Origin of the sequence: Streptomyces sp. NPDC032472, assembly GCF_040636955.1 — a bacterium.
Taxonomy (GTDB): Bacteria; Actinomycetota; Actinomycetes; order Streptomycetales; family Streptomycetaceae; genus Streptomyces.
In genome coordinates this window covers 1-18,835 of record NZ_JBEZVK010000096.1, presented here as the reverse complement: position 1 = coordinate 18,835, position 18,835 = coordinate 1, and the positions used below count along the sequence as shown (strand labels likewise).

Sequence of the window (18,835 nt, the reverse complement as noted above, 5' to 3'; positions counted from 1 at the left end):
GCCGTTCTTTTGGGGGTTTCCCGGCAGTCTTCGTTTTTCCGTGGCGGGACGGCCTGTCAAGAGTGGCCGAAGGCCATCGCGCAGCGACGCGACCGAAGGGAGCGCTCTTGACAGGCCGGCCCGACGCGGAAGGACGATGAGACTGACGGGAAACCCCCATACCCTCCCTGATCCCGCCCGGCCGAGATCCCGACCCATGGGTCCCGGCCCGCTGGCCGCCTCCCCGTCCGTGCCGCTGCGGCCGCCACGGCCTCCGCCCCGCCGGCCCCGCCGGCCCCGCCCCGCCGACCCCGCCGACCCCGCCGACCCCGCCGTCCGTGTGGTGGGTGGGCAGCCGCGGGCCCGCCCCCGGCCCCTCGAGGGGGAGATGGCCTGCCCGCACCGACCCGAGCCATCTCCAGGGATACGCTCAGGGCATGGCCGGGCGCTTCGATCCTCTTTCCCGTACCGCGGTGCGGGGCGGGCGGGCCGACGTGCCCGCGGACGGCGGGGCCGCGGCCGGCGGCGGGGGGCTCGCCCGGGTGTGGGTGCCCGAGGGGGTTCTCGACCTGGGGCTGACGCTCGGGCCGTTGCGCCGCGGGCCCGGGGACCCCACGTTCCGGATCACCGCCGACGGTTCCGTCTGGCGGGGGAGCCGGACACCGCAGGGCGCAGCCACCCTCCGTGTCGCGCTCGACCGGGCCGCCGGGCACGTGTACGCCGAGGCCTGGGGCCCCGGGGCCGAGTGGATCCTGGACGGGCTGCCGGCCCTGCTCGGAGCCGGCGACGACCCCGCCGCCTTCGTGCCTCGCCACCGCCTCGTGCACGTCAGCCACCGCAGCCGCCCCGGCCTGCGCATGTCCCGGACCGGGCTGGTCCTGGAGTCGCTGATCCCGACCGTCCTGGAGCAGAAGGTCACCTCCGACGAGGCGTACCGGGCCTGGCGCCGCCTGGTCCAGTGGCACGGCGAGCCCGCGCCCGGCCCGTACGGGCAGGGGCTGCGCGTCATGCCCGACGCCCGCACCTGGGCCATGATCCCGTCCTGGGACTGGCACAAGGCCGGCGTCGACGCCAAGCGCTCGGCCACCATCGTGCGGGCCGCCCGCGTCGCGGCCCGGCTGGAGGAGGCCGCAGCGATGCCGCCCGGGCAGGCCGCCGCCCGGCTGGAGGCCGTCCCCGGCATCGGCCCGTGGACCTCCTCCGAGACCCTCCAGCGCACCAACGGTGACCCGGACGCCGTCACCACCGGCGACCTGCACCTGCCCGGCATCATCGGCTACGCCCTCGCCGGCGACCGGGACGCCGACGACGCGGCCATGCTCGAACTGCTCGCCCCGTACGCCGGCCAGCGCCACCGCGCGGCCCGCCTCATCCTCCTGGCGGGCCGCACACCGCCGCGCCGCGCACCGCGGATGTACCGCAGCGACATCGGCCGGCTGTGACGCCGACCCGGTAAGCGGCCTCAGCGCACCTCGATGAACGGCTCCGCCGTCCGCTCCGGCCGCTCCCGCGGCGGCTCCACGGGGTGCCCGACGGCCACGGCCCCCATGGGGTCCCAGTCCTCCGGCAGCCCGAGCACCTTGCGCACCACGTCCCGGCAGAACATCGTCGAGGACACCCACGCCGAGCCCAGCCCTTCCCCGGCCAGCGCGACCAGGAAGTTCTGCACGCCGGCGCCGGTGGCGACGACGAACATCTCCCGCTCCGCCGCGTCCCGCCGCGCGTGCCCGTAGTGGTGGGCGCCGTCGGTCACCATGCACGGCACCACCAGGTACGGGGCGTTCCGCAGCACGTCGCCGCGCCGGATCCGCTTGGCGATGGACTCCTCGGACTTGCCGTCGCGCCGCAGGTCCTCGGCCCAGGCGTCCCGCATCGCATCGAGCAGCTCCCGCCGCGCGGCCGCGGATTCCAGCAGGACGAACCGCCACGGCGTGGTGTGGTGCGGCGCGGGGGCGGTGACGGCCGCGGCGACGGCCCGCCTTACCGCGCCGGGATCGACCGGCGCGTCGGTAAAGGCCCGTACGGTGCGGCGCTGGGTCACGGCCTCGCGTACCGCCTCGGAGGTGCCGAGGCGGAACAGGTCCTCGGCGGCCGGACGTACCAGCTCGGCGGCCGAGGAGCCCTCGCCGAGCACGTGCCCGAGCCCCCGTACGAGCGCCACGGGCAGCCCGGCGGCCTTGCCCTTGACCAGGTCGCCGGCGGCGGCCAGCTCGTCGGCGGTGGCGACGACGGTCGCGCCGAGCGCGTTGCCGTGGGCGTCGGTGCCGCCGCGCAGGTCGTCCAGGACGCGGACGCCGGCCGCGCCGATGGCCACGTCCGTCAGCCCGGCCCGCCAGGGCCGCCCGAAGGTGTCGGTGACGATGACGCCGACGTCGACCGAGCGCAGCTCCCGCAGCCGGGCGCGGATCGCGGCGGCCGAGGCGTCGGGGTCCTCGGGCAGCAGCAGGACGGTGCCCGGCTCGGTGTTGGAGGCGTCGACGCCGGCCGCGGCCATCACGAGGCCCTGCCGGTTCTCGACGATCCGCAGCGGGCCGCGGCGCGCGACGACCCGTACGGTCTCGGCGTCTATGGCCTCCTCGCGCGAGTCGGCCCGTACGATCCGGCCCTCCGCCTTGGAGACGATCTTCGAGGTGACCAGCAGGACGTCCCCGTCGCGCAGGTCCGGCTCGGCGTCGGCGATGATCCGGGCCAGGTCGTCGCCCGGGCGGACCTCGGGGATCCCGGCGACGGCGCGTACCTCGTACGAGGGAACGCTCACCGGGAGGCCTCCGCGAGGGCCAGCGCCTCGCGGGCCATGGCGGCGGTCGCTTCGAGGTCGGTCATCATCAGCGGGACGGCCCGGCAGGCGATCCCGGCGGCCTCGACCTCGGCGGTGGCGTCCGCGTCGGCGGTGTCGACGAGCCAGCCGTCGAGGAGGTCGGCGCCGTAGTGCCGGGCCACGGCCGCGGCGGTGGACTCGACGCCGACGGCGGCGAGGACCTTGTCGGCCATGCCGCGCACGGGGGCGCCGCCGACGATGGGGGAGAGGCCGACGACCGGGGCCGCGGCGGAGGCGATGGCCTCGCGGATGCCGGGCACGGCCAGGATCGTGCCGACGGAGACGACCGGGTTGGACGGCGGGAAGAGGATGACGTCGGCCGCGGCGACGGCTTCGAGCACGCCGGGCGCCGGCTTGGCCTGCTCGGCGCCTACGGGCACGACGGCCTCGGCGTCGACGGAGGCCCGCAGCCGGACCCAGTACTCCTGGAAGTGGACGACGCGGCGCTCGCCGGTGCCGGAGTCGGTGATGGCGACGTGGGTCTCGACGCGGTCGTCGGACATGGGCAGCAGCCGCACTCCGGGCTGCCAGCGGTCGCACAGGGCTTCGGTGACGGCGCTGAGCGGGTAGCCGGCGCCGAGCATCTGGGTACGGACGATGTGGGTGGCGAAGTCGCGGTCGCCGAGGCCGAACCAGGTGGGTCCGACCCCGTACGCCGCGAGTTCCTCCTTGACGGTGAAGGACTCCTCGGCACGCCCCCAGCCCTGGTCCTCGTTGATGCCACCGCCGAGGGTGTACATCACCGTGTCGAGGTCGGGACACACCTTCAGCCCGAACAGGTGGATGTCGTCACCGGTGTTGCCGATGACGGTGATGTCCGCGTCGGGAGCCGCGGACTTCAGTCCGCGCAGGAAACGGGCGCCGCCGATGCCGCCGGCCAGAACAACAATGCGCATGCAGACAGTCTGTCAGCCGCAGGCTGGCGCCTGAGGGGTGGTGGTCGGGCGACGGGTGGGACTGTCAGGCGTCGGTTCGTCAGACCGAGACGGCCTCGCTGCGGGCCGGGGAGCAGTTGTGCATCGGCATCTCGGTCAGGCCGGGGAAGTAGACGTGCAGGCTGACCGCCCCGTCGAGGGTGTCGTTGACGACCTCGTGGGCGTAGCCGGGGGCGAAGACGCGCTGGGAGCCGGCGCCCAGGGTGAGCGGGCCGCGCGGGCTGTGCTCGGTGAGCTCGCCTTCGAGGACGGTCAGGACGCCGGAGGAGGCGCCGTGGTCGTGCAGGCCGCTGCCCTGGCCGGGGACCCAGCTGAGCAGCCAGACCTCGTAGCCCGGGCCGGTGCGCAGGCGGTGGTACCAGCGGGTGGTGGCGTCGTAGCGGACGAGGTGCTGCCAGCTCGCGCGGTCCTCGGCGATGGAGCGGGCGAGACCGACGAACTCGGCGACGGTGGCCGGGTGTTCGCGGGCGGGCTGCAGGAGGTGCTGGACGGCGAGGATGTCGCCGGCGATCTGGAGGTCACTCTCCGTGGTCGCGGGAGCGGCGTGGGCGGGGGTGGCGGCGACGGTGGGGTTGCTCATCGTGGGGGGTCCTCGACGGATGTCAGTGGTGCGGCGGTCGCTGTGGGGGTGGCCGGAGCTCAGGGGAGCCGAGGGGCTCCGAAGGCATCAACAGCTGCAACAGCAACAGCGAACCTGGGCAGCGCACAGGAACCCACGAATGGGGGTCCGGGTGGCGCCTGCGGTCACTGACATGGGAACAAGGAGAGCGGGTGCAAGGCCGGACTGTCAACCCAATGGTCGGTTTGGGAGAAAAGTTCCACCTGATCCGGTTAACCCGGGCGGAGAAAGGTTTGTGCAGGCCGGCGCCGGGGAGGTGGCGCTGCAAGTCGCACTGCGACCGCGTTCAAACCCGCCGACCCAACTCGTGATCGGAATGTGATCTGCGCCGCTTCCCTGGCTTGATCGCAACCACACTCACGGGCCACGCGTCGATCGCGAGTGAGCGCGGCCGCGGCAGCACCCGTGGCACACTGTCACGATTTTTGGCGATATGAACACTTTCCGCATAGCCTTGGTTCCGCAGAGTGAATAAGGGCCCCAATAGCAGATCCCGGCTTGACTGCTTCGGAGCCCCGCACTTGTAATTTCACTCGTGTCGTTACGTAGCGATGAGTGACGACACCACCACGGGGATGCACAGACAGAGCGAGGGGCGCACATGACCGAGCTGTTTCAGGAACTGCTGGTCGAGGAAGCGGACGAAGAGCTCGGATGGCAGGAGCGCGCGCTGTGCGCCCAGACCGACCCCGAGTCCTTCTTTCCCGAGAAGGGCGGCTCCACCCGCGAGGCCAAGAAGGTCTGCCTCGCCTGCGAAGTCCGCTCCGAATGCCTCGAATACGCCCTCGCCAACGACGAGCGCTTCGGCATCTGGGGCGGCCTGTCCGAGCGTGAGCGCCGCCGCCTGAAAAAGGCCGCCGTCTGACCGGACCGGCAGCCGCCGGCGCGATGCGACCGGACACCGCGTACGACACCGCGCACGGGCACTCCGTACAACTCCACAAGCACATACACGGTCCGCCTCCTGCACCTTCCCCGCAGGAGGCGGACCGGCGTGTTCCCAGCCGTTAGTGTGGGGCGCTGTCCAGCAGCCTCCGAGGGCACACCACCCCCGGACCCTCCCCCCGGCACCGCCCGGAGGGGACCCCCAGGCCGGAGGGCCAGTAGAGCGATGTCCCTGCACAGCCAGTCGACGGCCTCCTACCAGGCGGCCGCCACCCCTGAGTTCCCCCGGCACGTCGTCACCGCGGTCCTCGTCGCCCACGACGGCGCCCGCTGGCTGCCCCGGACCCTCGCCGGCCTCCTCGGCCAGGAACGCCCCGCGCAGAACCACATCGCCGCCGACACCGGCAGCGCCGACGACTCCGCGCGCCTGCTCGCCGAGGCCCTCGGCGACGACCGCGTCCTGCACCTCGCCCGCCGCACCGGCTTCGGCGCCGCCGTGGAGGAAGCCGCCCGCAGCGCAGGCACCCCCACCCCCGAGGACCTCCCCTACCTCAAGCGCCCCAGCGGTTGGGACCCCGTCAGTCGCACCTGGCGCGACGACACCTACGACCTGCCCGAACTCCCGCACGGCGAACCCGTGCAGTGGCTCTGGCTGCTCCACGACGACAGCGCCCCCGAACCGGACGCCCTCACCGAACTCCTGCGCGTCGCCGAGGAGAACCCCGACGCCGCCGTCATCGGCCCCAAGCTGCGCGGCTGGTACGACAACAAGCAGCTCCTCGAAGCCGGCGTCACCATCGCCCGCAGCGGCCGCCGCTGGACCGGCCTCGACCGCCGCGAACAGGACCAGGGCCAGCACGACCAGGTCCGCGGCGTCCTGTCCGTCTCCACCGCCGGCATGCTCGTGCGCCGCGACGTCTACGACAGCCTCGGCGGCTTCGACCGCCGCCTGCCCCTCATGCGCGACGACGTCGACCTGTGCTGGCGCGCCCAGAGCGCCGGCCACACCGTCCTCGTCGCCCCCGACGCCGTCCTGCGCCACGCCGAGGCCTCCGCCCGCGAACGCCGCACCGTCGACTGCGCCGGCCGCACCGCCGTCGGCCCGCACCGCGTGGACAAGGCCGGCGCCGTCTACACGATGCTCGCCAACACCTCCGGCGCCGCCCTGCCGTACGTCCTCGTGCGCCTCCTCCTCGGCACCGTGCTGCGCACCCTCGGCTACCTCGTCGGCAAGGCCCCCGGCCAGGCCGTCGACGAGATCACCGGCCTCCTCGCCACCCTGCTGCGCCCCGAACGCATCCTCGCCGCCCGCCGCCGCCGCGGCCGCCCCGCCGTCCCCGCCAAGGAACTGCGCCCCCTCTTCCCGCCGCCCGGAGCCACCCTGCGCGCCGGCGCCGAACAGCTCGCCGGGTACCTCGGCAGCGGCCGCGACACCGACGGGCCCGCCCTCGGCCGGCACGGCGGAGCCGTCGAATCCGGCCCCGGCGGCGACGACACCGACTACCTCGAGGTCGAGCAGTTCGCCCGCCTGAAGCGGATCGCCCGCAACCCCGCGCCCCTCCTGTTCGCCCTCCTCCTGCTGGTCTCCGTCATCGCCTGCCGCGGCCTGCTCGGCGGCGGCTCCCTCATGGGCGGCGCCCTGCTGCCCGCCCCCGACAGCGGACTCGACCTGTGGCGCCGCTACACCGAGGACTGGCAGCCCCTCGGCACCGGCTCCACCGCCGCCGCCCCGCCCTACCTCGCCGTCCTCGGCGCCCTGTCCACCCTCCTGTTCGGCTCCACCGCCGCCGCCCTGACCCTGCTCCTCGTCTGCTCCGTCCCGCTCGCCGGACTCACCGCCTACTTCGCCTCCCGGCCGCTGGTGGAGTCCCGGCTGCTGCGCGCCTGGGCCGCCGTCGCCTACGCCTTCCTGCCCGCCGTCACCGGAGCCCTCGCCAGCGGCCGCCTCGGCACCGCCGTCCTCGCGATCCTGCTGCCGCTGCTGGCCCGCTCCGCCGTCGCCGCCTCAGGCCTCGCCGGCGGCCCCGAGGGCACCCCCGAGCAGCGCGGCACCTGGCGCGCCGTGTGGACGTACACCCTCCTGCTGACCCTGGCCACCGCCTTCACCCCCGTCGTGTGGGTGCTCGGCGCCGTCCTCGGAGCCGCCGCGCTCGTACGGCGCCGCGCCGCGTGGAAGGCGTACGGGCCGCGGCTGCTCGCCGCCCTCGCCGTCCCCCTCCTCGTCCTCGCCCCCTGGGCGCCGGGCCTGCTCCTGCACCCCGGCCGGCTCCTCGACGAGGCCGGACTGCCCTACGCCACCGGCTCCGCCACCGGCCTCGACCTCCTCGGCCTGAGCCCCGGCGGCCCCAAGGCCCCCGGCGGGCTGCTGCTCCTCGGGATCGTGCTCGCCGCCCTCGCCGCCCTGGTGCGCGCCGAGCGGCAGGCCGCCGTCCGCACCGCCTGGGCCGCGGCCCTCGCCGCCCTCGCCCTGGCGGTGGTCCTCAACCGCACCGGCTGGGCCGGGCCCGCCACCCTCGTGTACGGGCTCGCCCTGCTCGCCGCCGCCGCGGTCGGCGCCGACGGGGCCAAGGAGCGCGTCGCCGCCAGCAGCTTCGGCTGGCGCCAGCCCGTGGCCGCCCTGATCGCCCTCGCGGCCGCCGCCGGCCCGCTGCTCGGCGCGGCCGGCTGGATGATCGGCGGCGCCGCCGGACCGCTCCAGCGGCGCGACCCGGTGCAGGTTCCCGCGTTCGTCGCCGAGGAGAGCGGCACCCGCGACCAGGCCCGCACCCTCGTCCTCGGCGGCACCTCGCCCGCCACCGTCTCCTACACCCTGGTGCGCGGCTCCGGCGCCGGCCTCGGCGACGCCGAGCTCGCCGCCGAGGCCGGCAGCAGCCCCCGCCTCGACAAGGTCGTCTCCAGCCTCGTCGCCGGCTCCGGGGCCGACCAGACCGACCAGCTCAGCGGCTTCGCGATCCGCTACATCCTGGTCCGCGACGGCGCCCCGCAGCAGATGCACCGCGTCCTCGACGCCACCCCCGGCCTCAGCCGCATGAGCCAGCTCGACGGCAGCGCCCTGTGGCGCGTGGACCGCCAGGTCGCCCGCGCCGTCATCCTCTCCGGCAAGACCGGCGAGGCACCCCTGCCGGTCGCCTCCGGCCCCGTCGAGGCCCACACCAAGATCCCGGCCGGCGAGGCGGGCCGCACCCTGCGCATCGCCGACCGCGCCACGCCCGGCTGGAAGGCCACCCTCGACGGGAAGCCGCTGAAGGCCAAGACCCTCGACGGCTGGGCGCAGGGCTTCGAACTGCCCGCCGCCGGCGGCCGCCTCGACCTCGTCCACGAGGACTCCCTGCCCCGGACCGCCTGGCACTGGGCCCAGGGCGCCCTCGCGCTGGTCCTGCTCGTGATGGCCCTGCCCGGCCGCCGCGCCCGCCTCGACGACGACCTGCCGGAGGAGGAGGCCGCAGTCGCCGAGGGGCCCGGCACCGACGGGGCCGGCGAGGGCCGCCGGGCCCGCAGGCTGCGCGCCGAGACCGGCTCCGCCGCCCCGGCCGCCGCCGAAGGCGCGGGCGCCGTGGCCGATCCGTACGCGGGGATCCCGGCGCAGCCGTCGTACGGGGAGGAGACGTACGCGTACCAGGACGGCCATCCCGCGTACGGCGAGCAGGCGTACGGCGAACAGGGCTACGGCGACCACGGCCAAGGCGGCCAGGGCTACGACGCCTACGGCCGGCCCGCCGCCCAGCCGTACGTCCCCGCGCAGGCCGCGGACCCCGAGCAGTACCCGTACGCGCACGACCAGCAGGCCTACCCGCAGCCCCACCAGCCCCACGAGCCCTACCAGCCGTACCCCTACCCGTACGACCAGCAGCCGTACGGGACCTACGGACAGCAGCACGACCCGCGTCCCGACGGGAGCCCCCAGCAGTGAAGCAGCGCGCACCCCTGACGCTCGCGGCCGTCGCCGCGGCCCTGGCCGCCGCGGCCGGCATCGCCCACCTCACCGCGCCCGCCGCCCCGGCCGCCGACGCCAAGCCGGCGGCCGCGGCCCGGATGCCGGTCGAGCGGTCCGCGCTGGTCTGCCCGGCGCCCAGCTCCTCCGACATCGCCGAGACCACGTACACGGCGATCACCCCCGGCGCAGCCGGCGGCGGCAAGGGCACGGCCCGCCTCCTCGGCGCGACCAAGGAGGCCAAGCCCGTCCTGGAGCTCAAGGAGCGCGGCAAGCCGGCCGGCGCGAGCGCCTCCGGAGCCGAGGCCCCGGGCCTCGCCGGCACCGCCGACGGGATCCTCGCCCCCGGCTGGACCGCCCAGCAGACCACCAAGGTGTCAGTGGGCCGGGCGCGCGGTCTGCTCGGCGTGGGCTGCACCGCGCCCGGCACCGACTTCTGGTTCCCCGGCGCGAGCACCGCCAAGGGGCGCGAGGACTACGTGCACCTCACCAACCCCGACGACACCGCCGCCGTGATCGACATCAAGCTGTTCGGCCCGGACGGCGCGGTGAAGTCCGAGGCGGGCACCGGCGAGAACATCCGGATCGACCCCCGCTCCACCAAGGCGGTCTCGCTGGCCTCCCTCACCCCCGGCACGCAGCTCGCGGACGTCACCGCGCACGTGACCACCCGCGCGGGCCGCGTCGGCGCCTCCGTGCAGGTCGGCGAGGAGGGCGTCGGTGCGGACTGGCTGCCCGCGTCCGCCGACCCGGCCGGCTCGCTCGTCCTGCCCGGGATCCCCGCGGACGCCGCCTCGGTACGGCTGGTGGCCTTCGCCCCCGGCGAGGAGGACGCCGACCTGACCGTGAAGCTGGCCGGGCCGAACGGCTCCATCAGCCCGGCCGGCAACGAGCAGCTGCACGTCAAGGCGGGCATGACGGCCACCCTCGACCTCAAGGACGTGACCCGCGGCGAGGCGGGCTCGCTGGTGCTGGCCCCGGCCGACAAGAAGAAGCCCGTTCCGGTGGTGGCCGCGCTGCACGTGGTCCGCGGCACCGGCGCCAAGCAGGAGCTGGGCTTCGTCCCCGCGTCCGGCCCCGTCGGGCCGCGGGCGACCGTCGCCGACAACCGGGCCGACGAGAACGCGACCGTGCTGTCCCTGACCGCGGTCGGCGCCGACGCGAAGGTGAAGGTGACGGCCTCGCCGGGCACCGAGGCGGGCGAGGCGGCCTCGAAGGAGGTCACCGTCAAGGCGGGCACCACGCAGCTCGTGGCCCTGGCCCCGGCCGGCGCCAAGGGCGCGTACGCGCTGACGGTCGAGACCCTCTCCGGCGGCCCGGTCCACGCGGCCCGGACCCTGACGCTGCCGCACGAGGGCATCCCGATGTTCACCGTGCAGACGCTCTCCGACGACCACGCGAACGTGCCGGTCCCGCGGGCGGTCCAGGACCTGTCGGTCCTCACCCGCTAGGTCGCCGGAGCCGGTGGCGCCGGAGCCGGTCAGTCCTGCCCGTACCGCGGGTCCACCGTCTCCGGGGACAGCCCCAGCAGCTCCGCGACCTGCTCCACCACGATCTCGTGCACGAGCAGCGCCTTCTCGTCCCGGGTCTTCGTCCGGATCTCCACCGGCCGCCGGAAGACCACGATCCGCGCCGGCCGCCCGGGCCCCGCCGCCTCCGACAGCGCCCCGAGCGGCACCGCCTCGTCGTTCCACCCGGCGTCCGGGCCGCCCGGCGGCCCCGGCACGTCCGCGACCAGGAACTCCACCTCCGCCAACTGCGGCCAGCGCCGCTCCAGCCGCTCCACGGACTCCCGTACGAGGTCGCCGAAGAGCTCCGCCCGGCTCGCCGCCAGCGGCACCTGCGGCGGGGCGATCGGCCCCCGCATCCCGCGCCCGTGCCGGTCGCGCCGGCGGGGCCGCGGCTCGGCCGGGGGCCCGGCGGACGGCCCGGCAGACGGCGCCGCGGGCGGCGGCGGGAGCGACGGAGGAGGCGGCGGAGGGCTGTCGGTCACCCCCGCAGGGTAGCCCTCGAACAGGCTCCGACCGGGGCCTTTCCGGACCTGCCGGGCCCCGTCGCCGGAGCGACACGGGGGAGTGGCCTGCGGGAGAGTCGTCGCGGCCCGGTCAAGAGTGCGGTACCGTCCAACGTCGTGAGCCTTGTACGTCGCTGTTCGCGCACTGCGTGCGGCCGCCCTGCCGTCGCGACACTGACGTACGTCTACGCCGATTCGACCGCAGTCCTCGGTCCGCTCGCCACGTACGCCGAACCCCACTGCTACGACCTGTGCGCCGAGCACTCCGAGCGCCTGACCGCCCCGCGCGGCTGGGAAGTCGTGCGCCTGACCGACGGGTCGGCCCCCTCGCGCCCCAGCGGCGACGACCTCGAAGCCCTGGCCAATGCCGTACGGGAGGCAGCGCGGCCGCACGACCGCGCGGCCGAGGCCGGCGGGTCCGGCCCGAGCGCCCAGCGGCCCGGCGGCGAAACCCGGCGCGGACACCTGCGCGTCCTGCGCTCGCCCGACTCCTGACCCCCGCTCCTCCCCCCGCCTGACGCCCTGAAGGGCGCCTGCGCCTGCCCTGTAGGTTGGCTCCACCGCACAGGAGCTTCAGGAGGGCAGGCAGTGGCCGCAGATCTTTCGAACATCGTCAAGGCGTACGACGTACGGGGCGTCGTGCCGGACGAGTGGGACGAGTCGCTGGCCGAACTGTTCGGGGCCGCCTTCGTCGAGGTCACCGGCGCCACCGCCATCGTCGTCGGCCACGACATGCGGCCCTCCTCGCCCGCCCTGTCGGGCGCCTTCGCGCGCGGCGCCGCCGCCCGCGGCTCGGACGTCATCCTGATCGGCCTGTGCTCCACCGACCAGCTGTACTACGCCTCCGGCATCCTCGACCTGCCCGGCGCGATGTTCACCGCCTCGCACAACCCGGCGCAGTACAACGGCATCAAGCTCTGCCGGGCCGGCGCAGCCCCCGTCGGCCAGGACACCGGCCTCGCGGCCATCCGCGAGCTCGTCGAGACCTGGTCCGACCTGGGCGGCGCCCCGGCCGCCCCCGCCGGGACCGTCCCCGGCACCGTCAGCGGGAAGGACACCCTCGCCGGATACGCCGCGCACCTGAAGTCGCTGGTGGACCTGAGCGCGATCCGCCCGCTCAAGGTCGTCGTGGACGCGGGCAACGGTATGGGCGGCCACACCGTCCCCACCGTCTTCGAGGGCCTGCCGCTGGAGCTCGTACCGATGTACTTCGAGCTCGACGGCACCTTCCCCAACCACGAGGCCAACCCGCTCGACCCGAAGAACCTCGTCGACCTCCAGGCCCGCGTGAAGGCGGAGGGCGCCGACCTCGGCCTCGCCTTCGACGGCGACGCCGACCGCTGCTTCGTCGTCGACGAGCGTGGCGAGGGCGTCTCCCCGTCCGCCGTGACCGCCCTCGTCGCCGCCCGCGAACTGGCCCGCAACGGCGGCACCGGCACCGTGATCCACAACCTGATCACCTCCTGGTCCGTGCCCGAGGTCGTCCGCGAGCACGGTGGCACGCCCGTGCGCACGCGGGTCGGCCACTCCTTCATCAAGGAGGAGATGGCCCGCTCCGGCGCGATCTTCGGCGGCGAGCACTCCGCGCACTACTACTTCAAGGACTTCTGGAACGCGGACACCGGCATGCTCGCCGCGCTCCACGTCCTCGCGGCCCTCGGCGGCCAGGACGGCACCCTCTCCGAGCTCGTCGCCTCCTACGACCGCTACGCCGGCTCCGGCGAGATCAACTCCACCGTCGCCGACCAGGCCGCCCGCATCACCGCCGTGAAGGCCGCGTACGGCTCCCAGGAGGGCATCACCCTCGACGAACTGGACGGCCTCACCGCCACCTCCGCCGACTGGTGGTTCAACCTCCGCGCCTCCAACACGGAGCCGCTGCTGCGCCTCAACGTCGAGGCCCGCGACCCCCAGACCCTCGCCAAGGTCCGGGACGAGGTCCTCGCACTGGTCCGCGCCTAGGCCTGTCCGGCGGATCACGGCCGGTCCGCTCCCCGCAACGCGCCCTGCCGCCGGGCCGCGCGAGACGCGGCCCGGCGGTACGCTGACCTCGCCCAATCCGCATGTTCGAAGGGAAGCCCCCATGCCGCTCGAAGCCGGCCTTCTGGAGATCCTCGCCTGCCCCGCCTGCCACTCGCCCCTCGAGGACAAGTCGGCCGACGAGACGGCTCCCGAGCTGATCTGCACCGGTCAGGACTGCGGCCTCGCCTACCCGGTCCGCGACGGCATCCCGGTCCTCCTGGTGGACGAGGCCCGCCGCCCCGCCTGACCCGCGCCCGGAACCCCGCCGGCCGCCGTACACCCACGGACCCACCGGGTGCCCGGGACACCGGGCGCCCCGGCCCCACCGGGCTGACGGGACCACCGGGAGCCCACGGGCCACCGGGAGCCCACGGGCCACCGGGAGCCCACGGGTCCACCGGGTGCCACGGGTCCGCCAGGACACCGGTGCCACGGACCCGCGGGGACACCAGGTGCCCACCGGGCTCACGGGGACACCGGGACCCCAGCGACCCACCGGGTGCCACGGGTCCGCCGGGACACCGGGTGCCCCCCGGCCGCGGGTCCGCCGGGACACACCCGCCCACGGGCCCACCGGAACGCCGGACGCCCACCGGAACACCGGGTACAACTGATGCCAACGCGCCGCAGGCACACGGCAACCGAGTCGCCCGCCCTTCTGACCCAGCCGGAGGCCGCCATGCTCGACGAGACGCTCCTCGACGCACCGGAAGAGCTCGCCCGCGCCGACCGCCGCGGCCTGCTCCGCGGCGCCGCCGAGGCCGGCGCCAGAGTCCGCACCGCCGCCAGGCACTCCGCCGAGGCGGGCCTCGGCAACCTGCGCCCCGACGGCCGGCCCCGCGCCGTGCTCATCGCCGGCCCCGGCACCGCCGCCACCGGCGTCGCCGACCTGCTCGGCGACCTCGCCGGCGCCTCCGCCCCGGTCACCCGCCTGCACCCCACCGGCGTCGCCCACGCCGCGGGCGCCCTGCGCTGGACCCTGCCCGGCTGGGCCGGCTCCGTGGACCTGCTGCTCCTCGCCACTACCGACGGCACCGAACCCGGCCTCTCCCTCCTCGCCGAGCAGGCCTACCGGCGCGGCTGCACCGTCGTCGCCGTGGCCCCCGAACGCTCCCCGCTGAGCGAGGCCGTCGACGCCGCACACGGGCTCCTCGTACCGATGGCCAAGGCCCCGTACCAGGAGTACGACGAATCCGCCGCCGCCGGCCCCGGCGCCCTGTGGGCCCTGCTCACCCCGCTCCTGCTGCTCCTCGACAAGGTCGGCCTCATCGACGCGCCCCCCGACACCCTCCAGCGCGTCGCCGACCGCCTCGACCGCACCGCCGAACGCTGCGGACCGGCCATCGCCACCTACTCCAACCCCGCCAAGACCCTCGCCGCCGAGCTCGCCGACTCCCTCCCGCTCATCTGGAGCGAGGGCGCCGGCGCCGGCCCCGCCGGCCGCCGCTTCGCCGCCACCCTCGCCGAGCTCGCCGGCCGCCCCGCCCTGGCCGCCGACCTCCCCGAGGCCCTGCCCCGGCACGGCGTCCTGCTCGCCGGGTCCTTCGCGGCCGGCGCCGACCCCGACGACTTCTTCCGTGACCGGGTCGATGAGCCCCAGGCCCTGCGCGCCCGCGTGGTCCTGCTGCGCGACCGGCCCACCGGCGGCCTCACCGCCGCCCCCGCCGCCCGCGAACTCGCCCTCAGCCACGACACGGCCGTCAGCGAGCTCGAACCCGAGGAGGGCAGCGACCTCGAACAGCTCGCCGAGCTCCTCGCCGTCACGGATTTCGCCACCGCATACCTGGCTCTGGCGAGCGGGGGACACGGCTGAGCACGCCACCGTGCCGGCCCTTCATCCAGGAAGACGGACGAAGATGGACCGCCTGACGAACACGATCCGCCCCTACGCCTGGGGATCCACCACCGCGATCCCCGGGCTGCTCGGCATCGCGCCGACCGGCGAACCCCAGGCCGAACTGTGGATGGGCGCCCACCCCGGCGCCCCCTCCCGCATCGACCGCGGCGCCGGCCGGACCAGCCTCGCGGACGTCATCGCCGCCGACCCCGAGCGCGAGCTCGGGGCCGCCGTCGTCGCCCGGTTCGGCCCTCGCCTGCCCTTCCTCTTCAAGATCCTCGCCGCCGGAGCCCCGCTCTCCCTCCAGGTCCACCCCGACCTGGACCAGGCCCGCGCAGGCTACGCCGACGAGGAGCGGCGCGGCATCCCCATCGACGCCCCCCACCGCAACTACAAGGACCCCAACCACAAGCCCGAGATGATCTGCGCGCTCACCCCCTTCGAGGGCCTGTGCGGCTTCCGCCCGCCGCAGGAAGCCGCCGAACTCCTCGCCGGCCTTGAGGTCGACTCCCTCAAGCCGTACGTGGACCTGCTGCGCGCCCACCCCGAGGACGCGGCCCTGCGCGAGATGCTCACCGCCGTCCTGACCGCCGACCGCAGCGAGATGGCCCGCACCGTCGCCGAGGCCGCGACCGCCGCCGACCGGCTCGGCGGCCCGTACACCCCGTACGCGACCCTCGTCCACCACTTCCCCGGCGACCCCGGCGTCATCGCCGCCATGCTCCTCAACCACGTACGGCTCCAGCCCGGCGAGGCGATGTTCCTCGGCGCCGGCGTCCCGCACGCCTACCTCGACGGCCTCGGCGTCGAGCTGCTCGCCAACTCCGACAACGTGCTGCGCGCCGGCCTCACCCCCAAACACGTCGACGTGCCCGAGCTGCTGCGGATCGTCCGCTTCGACCACGGCGATCCCGCGATCCTGCGCCCCGAGGGCGACGGCGAGGAGGTCTACGAAACCCCCATCGACGAGTTCCGGCTCTCCCGCTTCGCCCTCGCCGACGGAGCCGCCCCGCGCACCCTGCCCGCCGGCGCCCCGCAGATCCTGCTGTGCACCACGGGCCGGCCGAAAGCGGGCGAAACGATCCTGGCGCCCGGCGAATCCGTCTTCGTACCGGCGGGCGAGAGCGTCGAACTCTCCGGGGCCGGCACCGTCTTCCGAGCCACCGTCGTCGTCTGAGGCGGGGTCGCCGGCGGCGGCTGCAAGAATGTGCGGCCGTAGCACGGTGCCCCGGCCGGGGAGAGCCGTACCGAGGACGAAGGGACACCCACCACCCATGAGCGCGTCGGGCGGAACCAGGGCGATCGTTGCGGCACTCGCCGCCAACCTCGCCATCGCTGCAGCCAAGTTCGTGGCCTTCGTCTTCAGCGGCTCGTCGTCGATGCTCGCGGAAAGCGTCCACTCGCTGGCGGACTCCGGGAACCAGGGGCTGCTGCTGCTCGGCGGCAAGAAGGCCAAGCGCGAGGCGACGCCGCAACACCCCTTCGGATACGGGCGGGAACGCTACATCTACGCCTTCCTCGTCTCCATCGTGCTCTTCACGGTCGGCGGCATGTTCGCCCTGTACGAGGGCTACGACAAGATCAAGCACCCGCACGAGATCGAGGCCTGGTACTGGCCCGTCGGCGTCCTGGTCTTCGCGATCATCGCCGAGGGCTTCTCGTTCAAGACGGCCATCAAGGAGTCGAACGAGCTGCGGGGCGGGCTGTCGTGGGGGCAGTTCATCAAGCGGGCCAAGGCCCCCGAGCTGCCGGTGGTCCTCCTGGAGGACGCCGGCGCCCTCATCGGCCTCCTGCTGGCCCTCGTCGGCGTCGGCCTCGCGCTGCTCACCGGTGACGGCGTGTGGGACGGCATCGGCACCCTGGCCATCGGCACGCTCCTGATCCTCATCGCGATCGTCCTGGCCGCGGAGACGAAGTCCCTCCTGCTGGGCGAGGCCGCCGGCCCGGAGGAGGTCGCGAAGATCGCCGCCGCGCTGGTGGACGGGGACACCGTCACCCGCGTCATCCACATGCGGACCCTGCACCTGGGCCCGGAGGAACTCCTCGTCGCGGCCAAGATCGCCGTCCAGCACGACGACACCGCGGCCGAGGTCGCCAACGCCATCAACGCCGCCGAGGCCCGCATCCGCACCGCGGTCCCGATCGCCCGCGTGATCTACCTCGAACCGGACATCTACAAGTCCGACCACACCCCCGCCTCCTGACCCAACTCCCCCGGGGCGGCGCCCCCAAAGCCCGACCGGCTCCGACGCCACCTGAGCCGAGGGTCGGCAACTCCAGCCCCGCCGGCGTTTGAGGCGAGGGGCCTGGGGCAGCGCCCCAGATGCCCGACCGGCTCCGCCGACGCCTGGGACGGGGGTCCGGCAGATCCAGCCTCGCCGGCGTTCGAGGCGCGGGGTTTGGGGCGGAGCCCCATGAAACCCGGCTCCGCCGGGCACCGGGCTCCGCCCGGACCCGCGCCTCGAACGTCGGCGGGGCTGGGATTGCCGACCCTCGGCTGTGAAGGCCGGCGGGGGTTGGCGGGGCTCCGCCCCGGACGCCGGGCCGGCCCGCCGTGGGCCGGGATTATTCCGCGACCCACTGGGGCCCGCTCCGCTGATCGGTGTAGATTCGTCATCAGTGTCAGGCGTCGCTGCTGATGGCGGTCGGGCGGTCCGAGCGACCGGCCGAGGGGAGAGAGGGCCTCCGACGGACTGAGCGCTCGCTGCACCGCCGGACGGCGATGCGCGGCTCAGCCGTACCCACTCTCGAACCATGAGGAGCAGCACCCATGGACTTCAAGGTCGCAGACCTTTCCCTTGCCGCCTTCGGCCGCAAGGAGATCACCCTGGCCGAGCACGAGATGCCGGGCCTGATGTCGATCCGCCGCGAGTACGCCGCCGCCCAGCCCCTCGCCGGCGCCCGCATCACCGGCTCGCTGCACATGACCGTCCAGACGGCCGTCCTCATCGAGACCCTGGTCGCGCTCGGCGCCGAGGTCCGCTGGGCCTCCTGCAACATCTTCTCCACCCAGGACCACGCGGCCGCCGCCATCGCCGTCGGCCCGAACGGCACCCCGGAGAACCCGCAGGGCGTCCCGGTCTTCGCCTGGAAGGGCGAGACGCTGGAGGAGTACTGGTGGTGCACGGAGCAGGCGCTGACCTGGCCGAACACCCCCACCGGCGGCCCGAACATGATCCTCGACGACGGTGGTGACGCCACCCTCCTCGTCCACAAGGGCGTCGAGTTCGAGAAGGCCGGCTCCGCCCCGGACCCGTCCACCGCGGACTCCGAGGAGTACGGCCACATCCTCACCCTCCTCAACCGCACCCTGGCGGAGGCCCCGCAGAAGTGGACGCAGCTCGCGTCCGACATCCGCGGTGTCACCGAGGAGACCACCACCGGCGTGCACCGCCTGTACGAGATGATGTCCGAGGGCACGCTGCTGTTCCCGGCCATCAACGTGAACGACGCCGTCACCAAGTCGAAGTTCGACAACAAGTACGGCTGCCGCCACTCCCTCATCGACGGCATCAACCGCGCCACCGACGTGCTCATCGGCGGCAAGACCGCCGTCGTCTGCGGCTACGGCGACGTCGGCAAGGGCTGCGCCGAGTCCCTCCGAGGCCAGGGCGCCCGCGTCATCGTGACCGAGATCGACCCGATCTGCGCCCTGCAGGCGGCGATGGACGGCTACCAGGTCACGACCCTGGACGAGGTCGTGGAGACGGCCGACATCTTCATCACGACCACGGGCAACAAGGACATCATCATGGCCGCCGACATGGCCAAGATGAAGCACCAGGCGATCGTGGG

General features: G+C 74.6%; 15 protein-coding genes. 11 read left to right on the top strand and 4 right to left on the bottom strand.

Translation table 11 applies throughout. The annotated features are described in order from the left end of the window. Positions 1–416: 416 nt before the first annotated feature. Entirely contained in the window at positions 417–1,421 is a 1,005-nt protein-coding gene (locus tag AB0F11_RS34375) for a DNA-3-methyladenine glycosylase 2 family protein (protein ID WP_362182554.1), read from the top strand. 20 nt (positions 1,422–1,441) lie between these two features. Here the strand turns inward: AB0F11_RS34375 and AB0F11_RS34370 are convergent, their stop codons facing one another. The 3 genes from AB0F11_RS34370 to AB0F11_RS34360 form a co-directional block, all read right to left on the bottom strand. Further along, positions 1,442–2,737, bottom strand: coding sequence for a coenzyme F420-0:L-glutamate ligase (locus AB0F11_RS34370; RefSeq protein ID WP_362182551.1), 1,296 nt, complete (start codon positions 2,735–2,737; stop codon positions 1,442–1,444). Further along, positions 2,734–3,693, bottom strand: a complete 960-nt coding sequence (gene cofD / locus AB0F11_RS34365) for a 2-phospho-L-lactate transferase (RefSeq protein ID WP_362182548.1) — start codon at positions 3,691–3,693, stop codon at positions 2,734–2,736. Before cofD ends, AB0F11_RS34370 begins: the two co-directional genes overlap by 4 nt. 79 nt (positions 3,694–3,772) lie before the next feature. Continuing rightward, complete coding sequence (locus AB0F11_RS34360; protein ID WP_362182545.1) at positions 3,773–4,312, bottom strand: cysteine dioxygenase family protein; 540 nt, start codon at positions 4,310–4,312, stop codon at positions 3,773–3,775. Positions 4,313–4,952: 640 nt separating this feature from the next. On the opposite strand from AB0F11_RS34360, the gene AB0F11_RS34355 reads away from it, so the two are divergent. The 3 genes from AB0F11_RS34355 (at position 4,953) to AB0F11_RS34345 (ending at position 10,618) form a co-directional block, all read left to right on the top strand. Continuing rightward, a complete protein-coding gene (locus AB0F11_RS34355) occupies positions 4,953–5,216 on the top strand; it encodes a WhiB family transcriptional regulator (protein ID WP_003983763.1) in 264 nt (87 codons plus the stop codon). A gap of 246 nt (positions 5,217–5,462) precedes the next feature. Beyond that, complete coding sequence (locus AB0F11_RS34350; protein WP_362182542.1) at positions 5,463–9,146, top strand: glycosyltransferase; 3,684 nt, start codon at positions 5,463–5,465, stop codon at positions 9,144–9,146. After that, entirely contained in the window at positions 9,143–10,618 is a 1,476-nt protein-coding gene (locus AB0F11_RS34345) for a DUF5719 family protein (protein ID WP_362182539.1), read from the top strand. The genes AB0F11_RS34350 and AB0F11_RS34345 overlap by 4 nt, the downstream gene beginning before the upstream one ends. 29 nt (positions 10,619–10,647) lie before the next feature. Here AB0F11_RS34345 and AB0F11_RS34340 read toward each other — a convergent pair whose 3' ends face one another. Next, complete coding sequence (locus AB0F11_RS34340) at positions 10,648–11,034, bottom strand: metallopeptidase family protein (protein WP_362182536.1); 387 nt, start codon at positions 11,032–11,034, stop codon at positions 10,648–10,650. 264 nt (positions 11,035–11,298) lie between these two features. On the opposite strand from AB0F11_RS34340, the gene AB0F11_RS34335 reads away from it, so the two are divergent. The 7 genes from AB0F11_RS34335 to AB0F11_RS34305 form a co-directional block, all read left to right on the top strand. Beyond that, positions 11,299–11,676: a DUF3499 domain-containing protein gene (locus AB0F11_RS34335; RefSeq protein ID WP_362182533.1), complete on the top strand. Its 378-nt coding sequence runs from the start codon at positions 11,299–11,301 to the stop codon at positions 11,674–11,676. 93 nt (positions 11,677–11,769) lie between these two features. Then, positions 11,770–13,143 carry a phosphomannomutase/phosphoglucomutase gene (locus tag AB0F11_RS34330; protein WP_362182530.1) on the top strand — a complete coding sequence of 458 codons (1,374 nt, stop codon included), beginning with the start codon at positions 11,770–11,772 and terminating at the stop codon, positions 13,141–13,143. Positions 13,144–13,264: 121 nt separating this feature from the next. Next, positions 13,265–13,450, top strand: a complete 186-nt coding sequence (locus AB0F11_RS34325) for a Trm112 family protein (protein WP_037797711.1) — start codon at positions 13,265–13,267, stop codon at positions 13,448–13,450. A gap of 432 nt (positions 13,451–13,882) precedes the next feature. After that, positions 13,883–15,016, top strand: a complete 1,134-nt coding sequence (locus tag AB0F11_RS34320; protein ID WP_362182527.1) for an SIS domain-containing protein — start codon at positions 13,883–13,885, stop codon at positions 15,014–15,016. Between the two features lie 43 nt (positions 15,017–15,059). Next, positions 15,060–16,217, top strand: a complete 1,158-nt coding sequence (gene manA / locus AB0F11_RS34315) for a mannose-6-phosphate isomerase, class I (RefSeq protein ID WP_362182525.1) — start codon at positions 15,060–15,062, stop codon at positions 16,215–16,217. Between the two features lie 97 nt (positions 16,218–16,314). Beyond that, positions 16,315–17,244, top strand: coding sequence for a cation diffusion facilitator family transporter (locus tag AB0F11_RS34310; RefSeq protein WP_362182522.1), 930 nt, complete (start codon positions 16,315–16,317; stop codon positions 17,242–17,244). A gap of 566 nt (positions 17,245–17,810) precedes the next feature. Next, the coding region (locus AB0F11_RS34305; protein ID WP_362182519.1) for an adenosylhomocysteinase at positions 17,811–18,835 on the top strand (1,025 nt) is incomplete at its 3' end.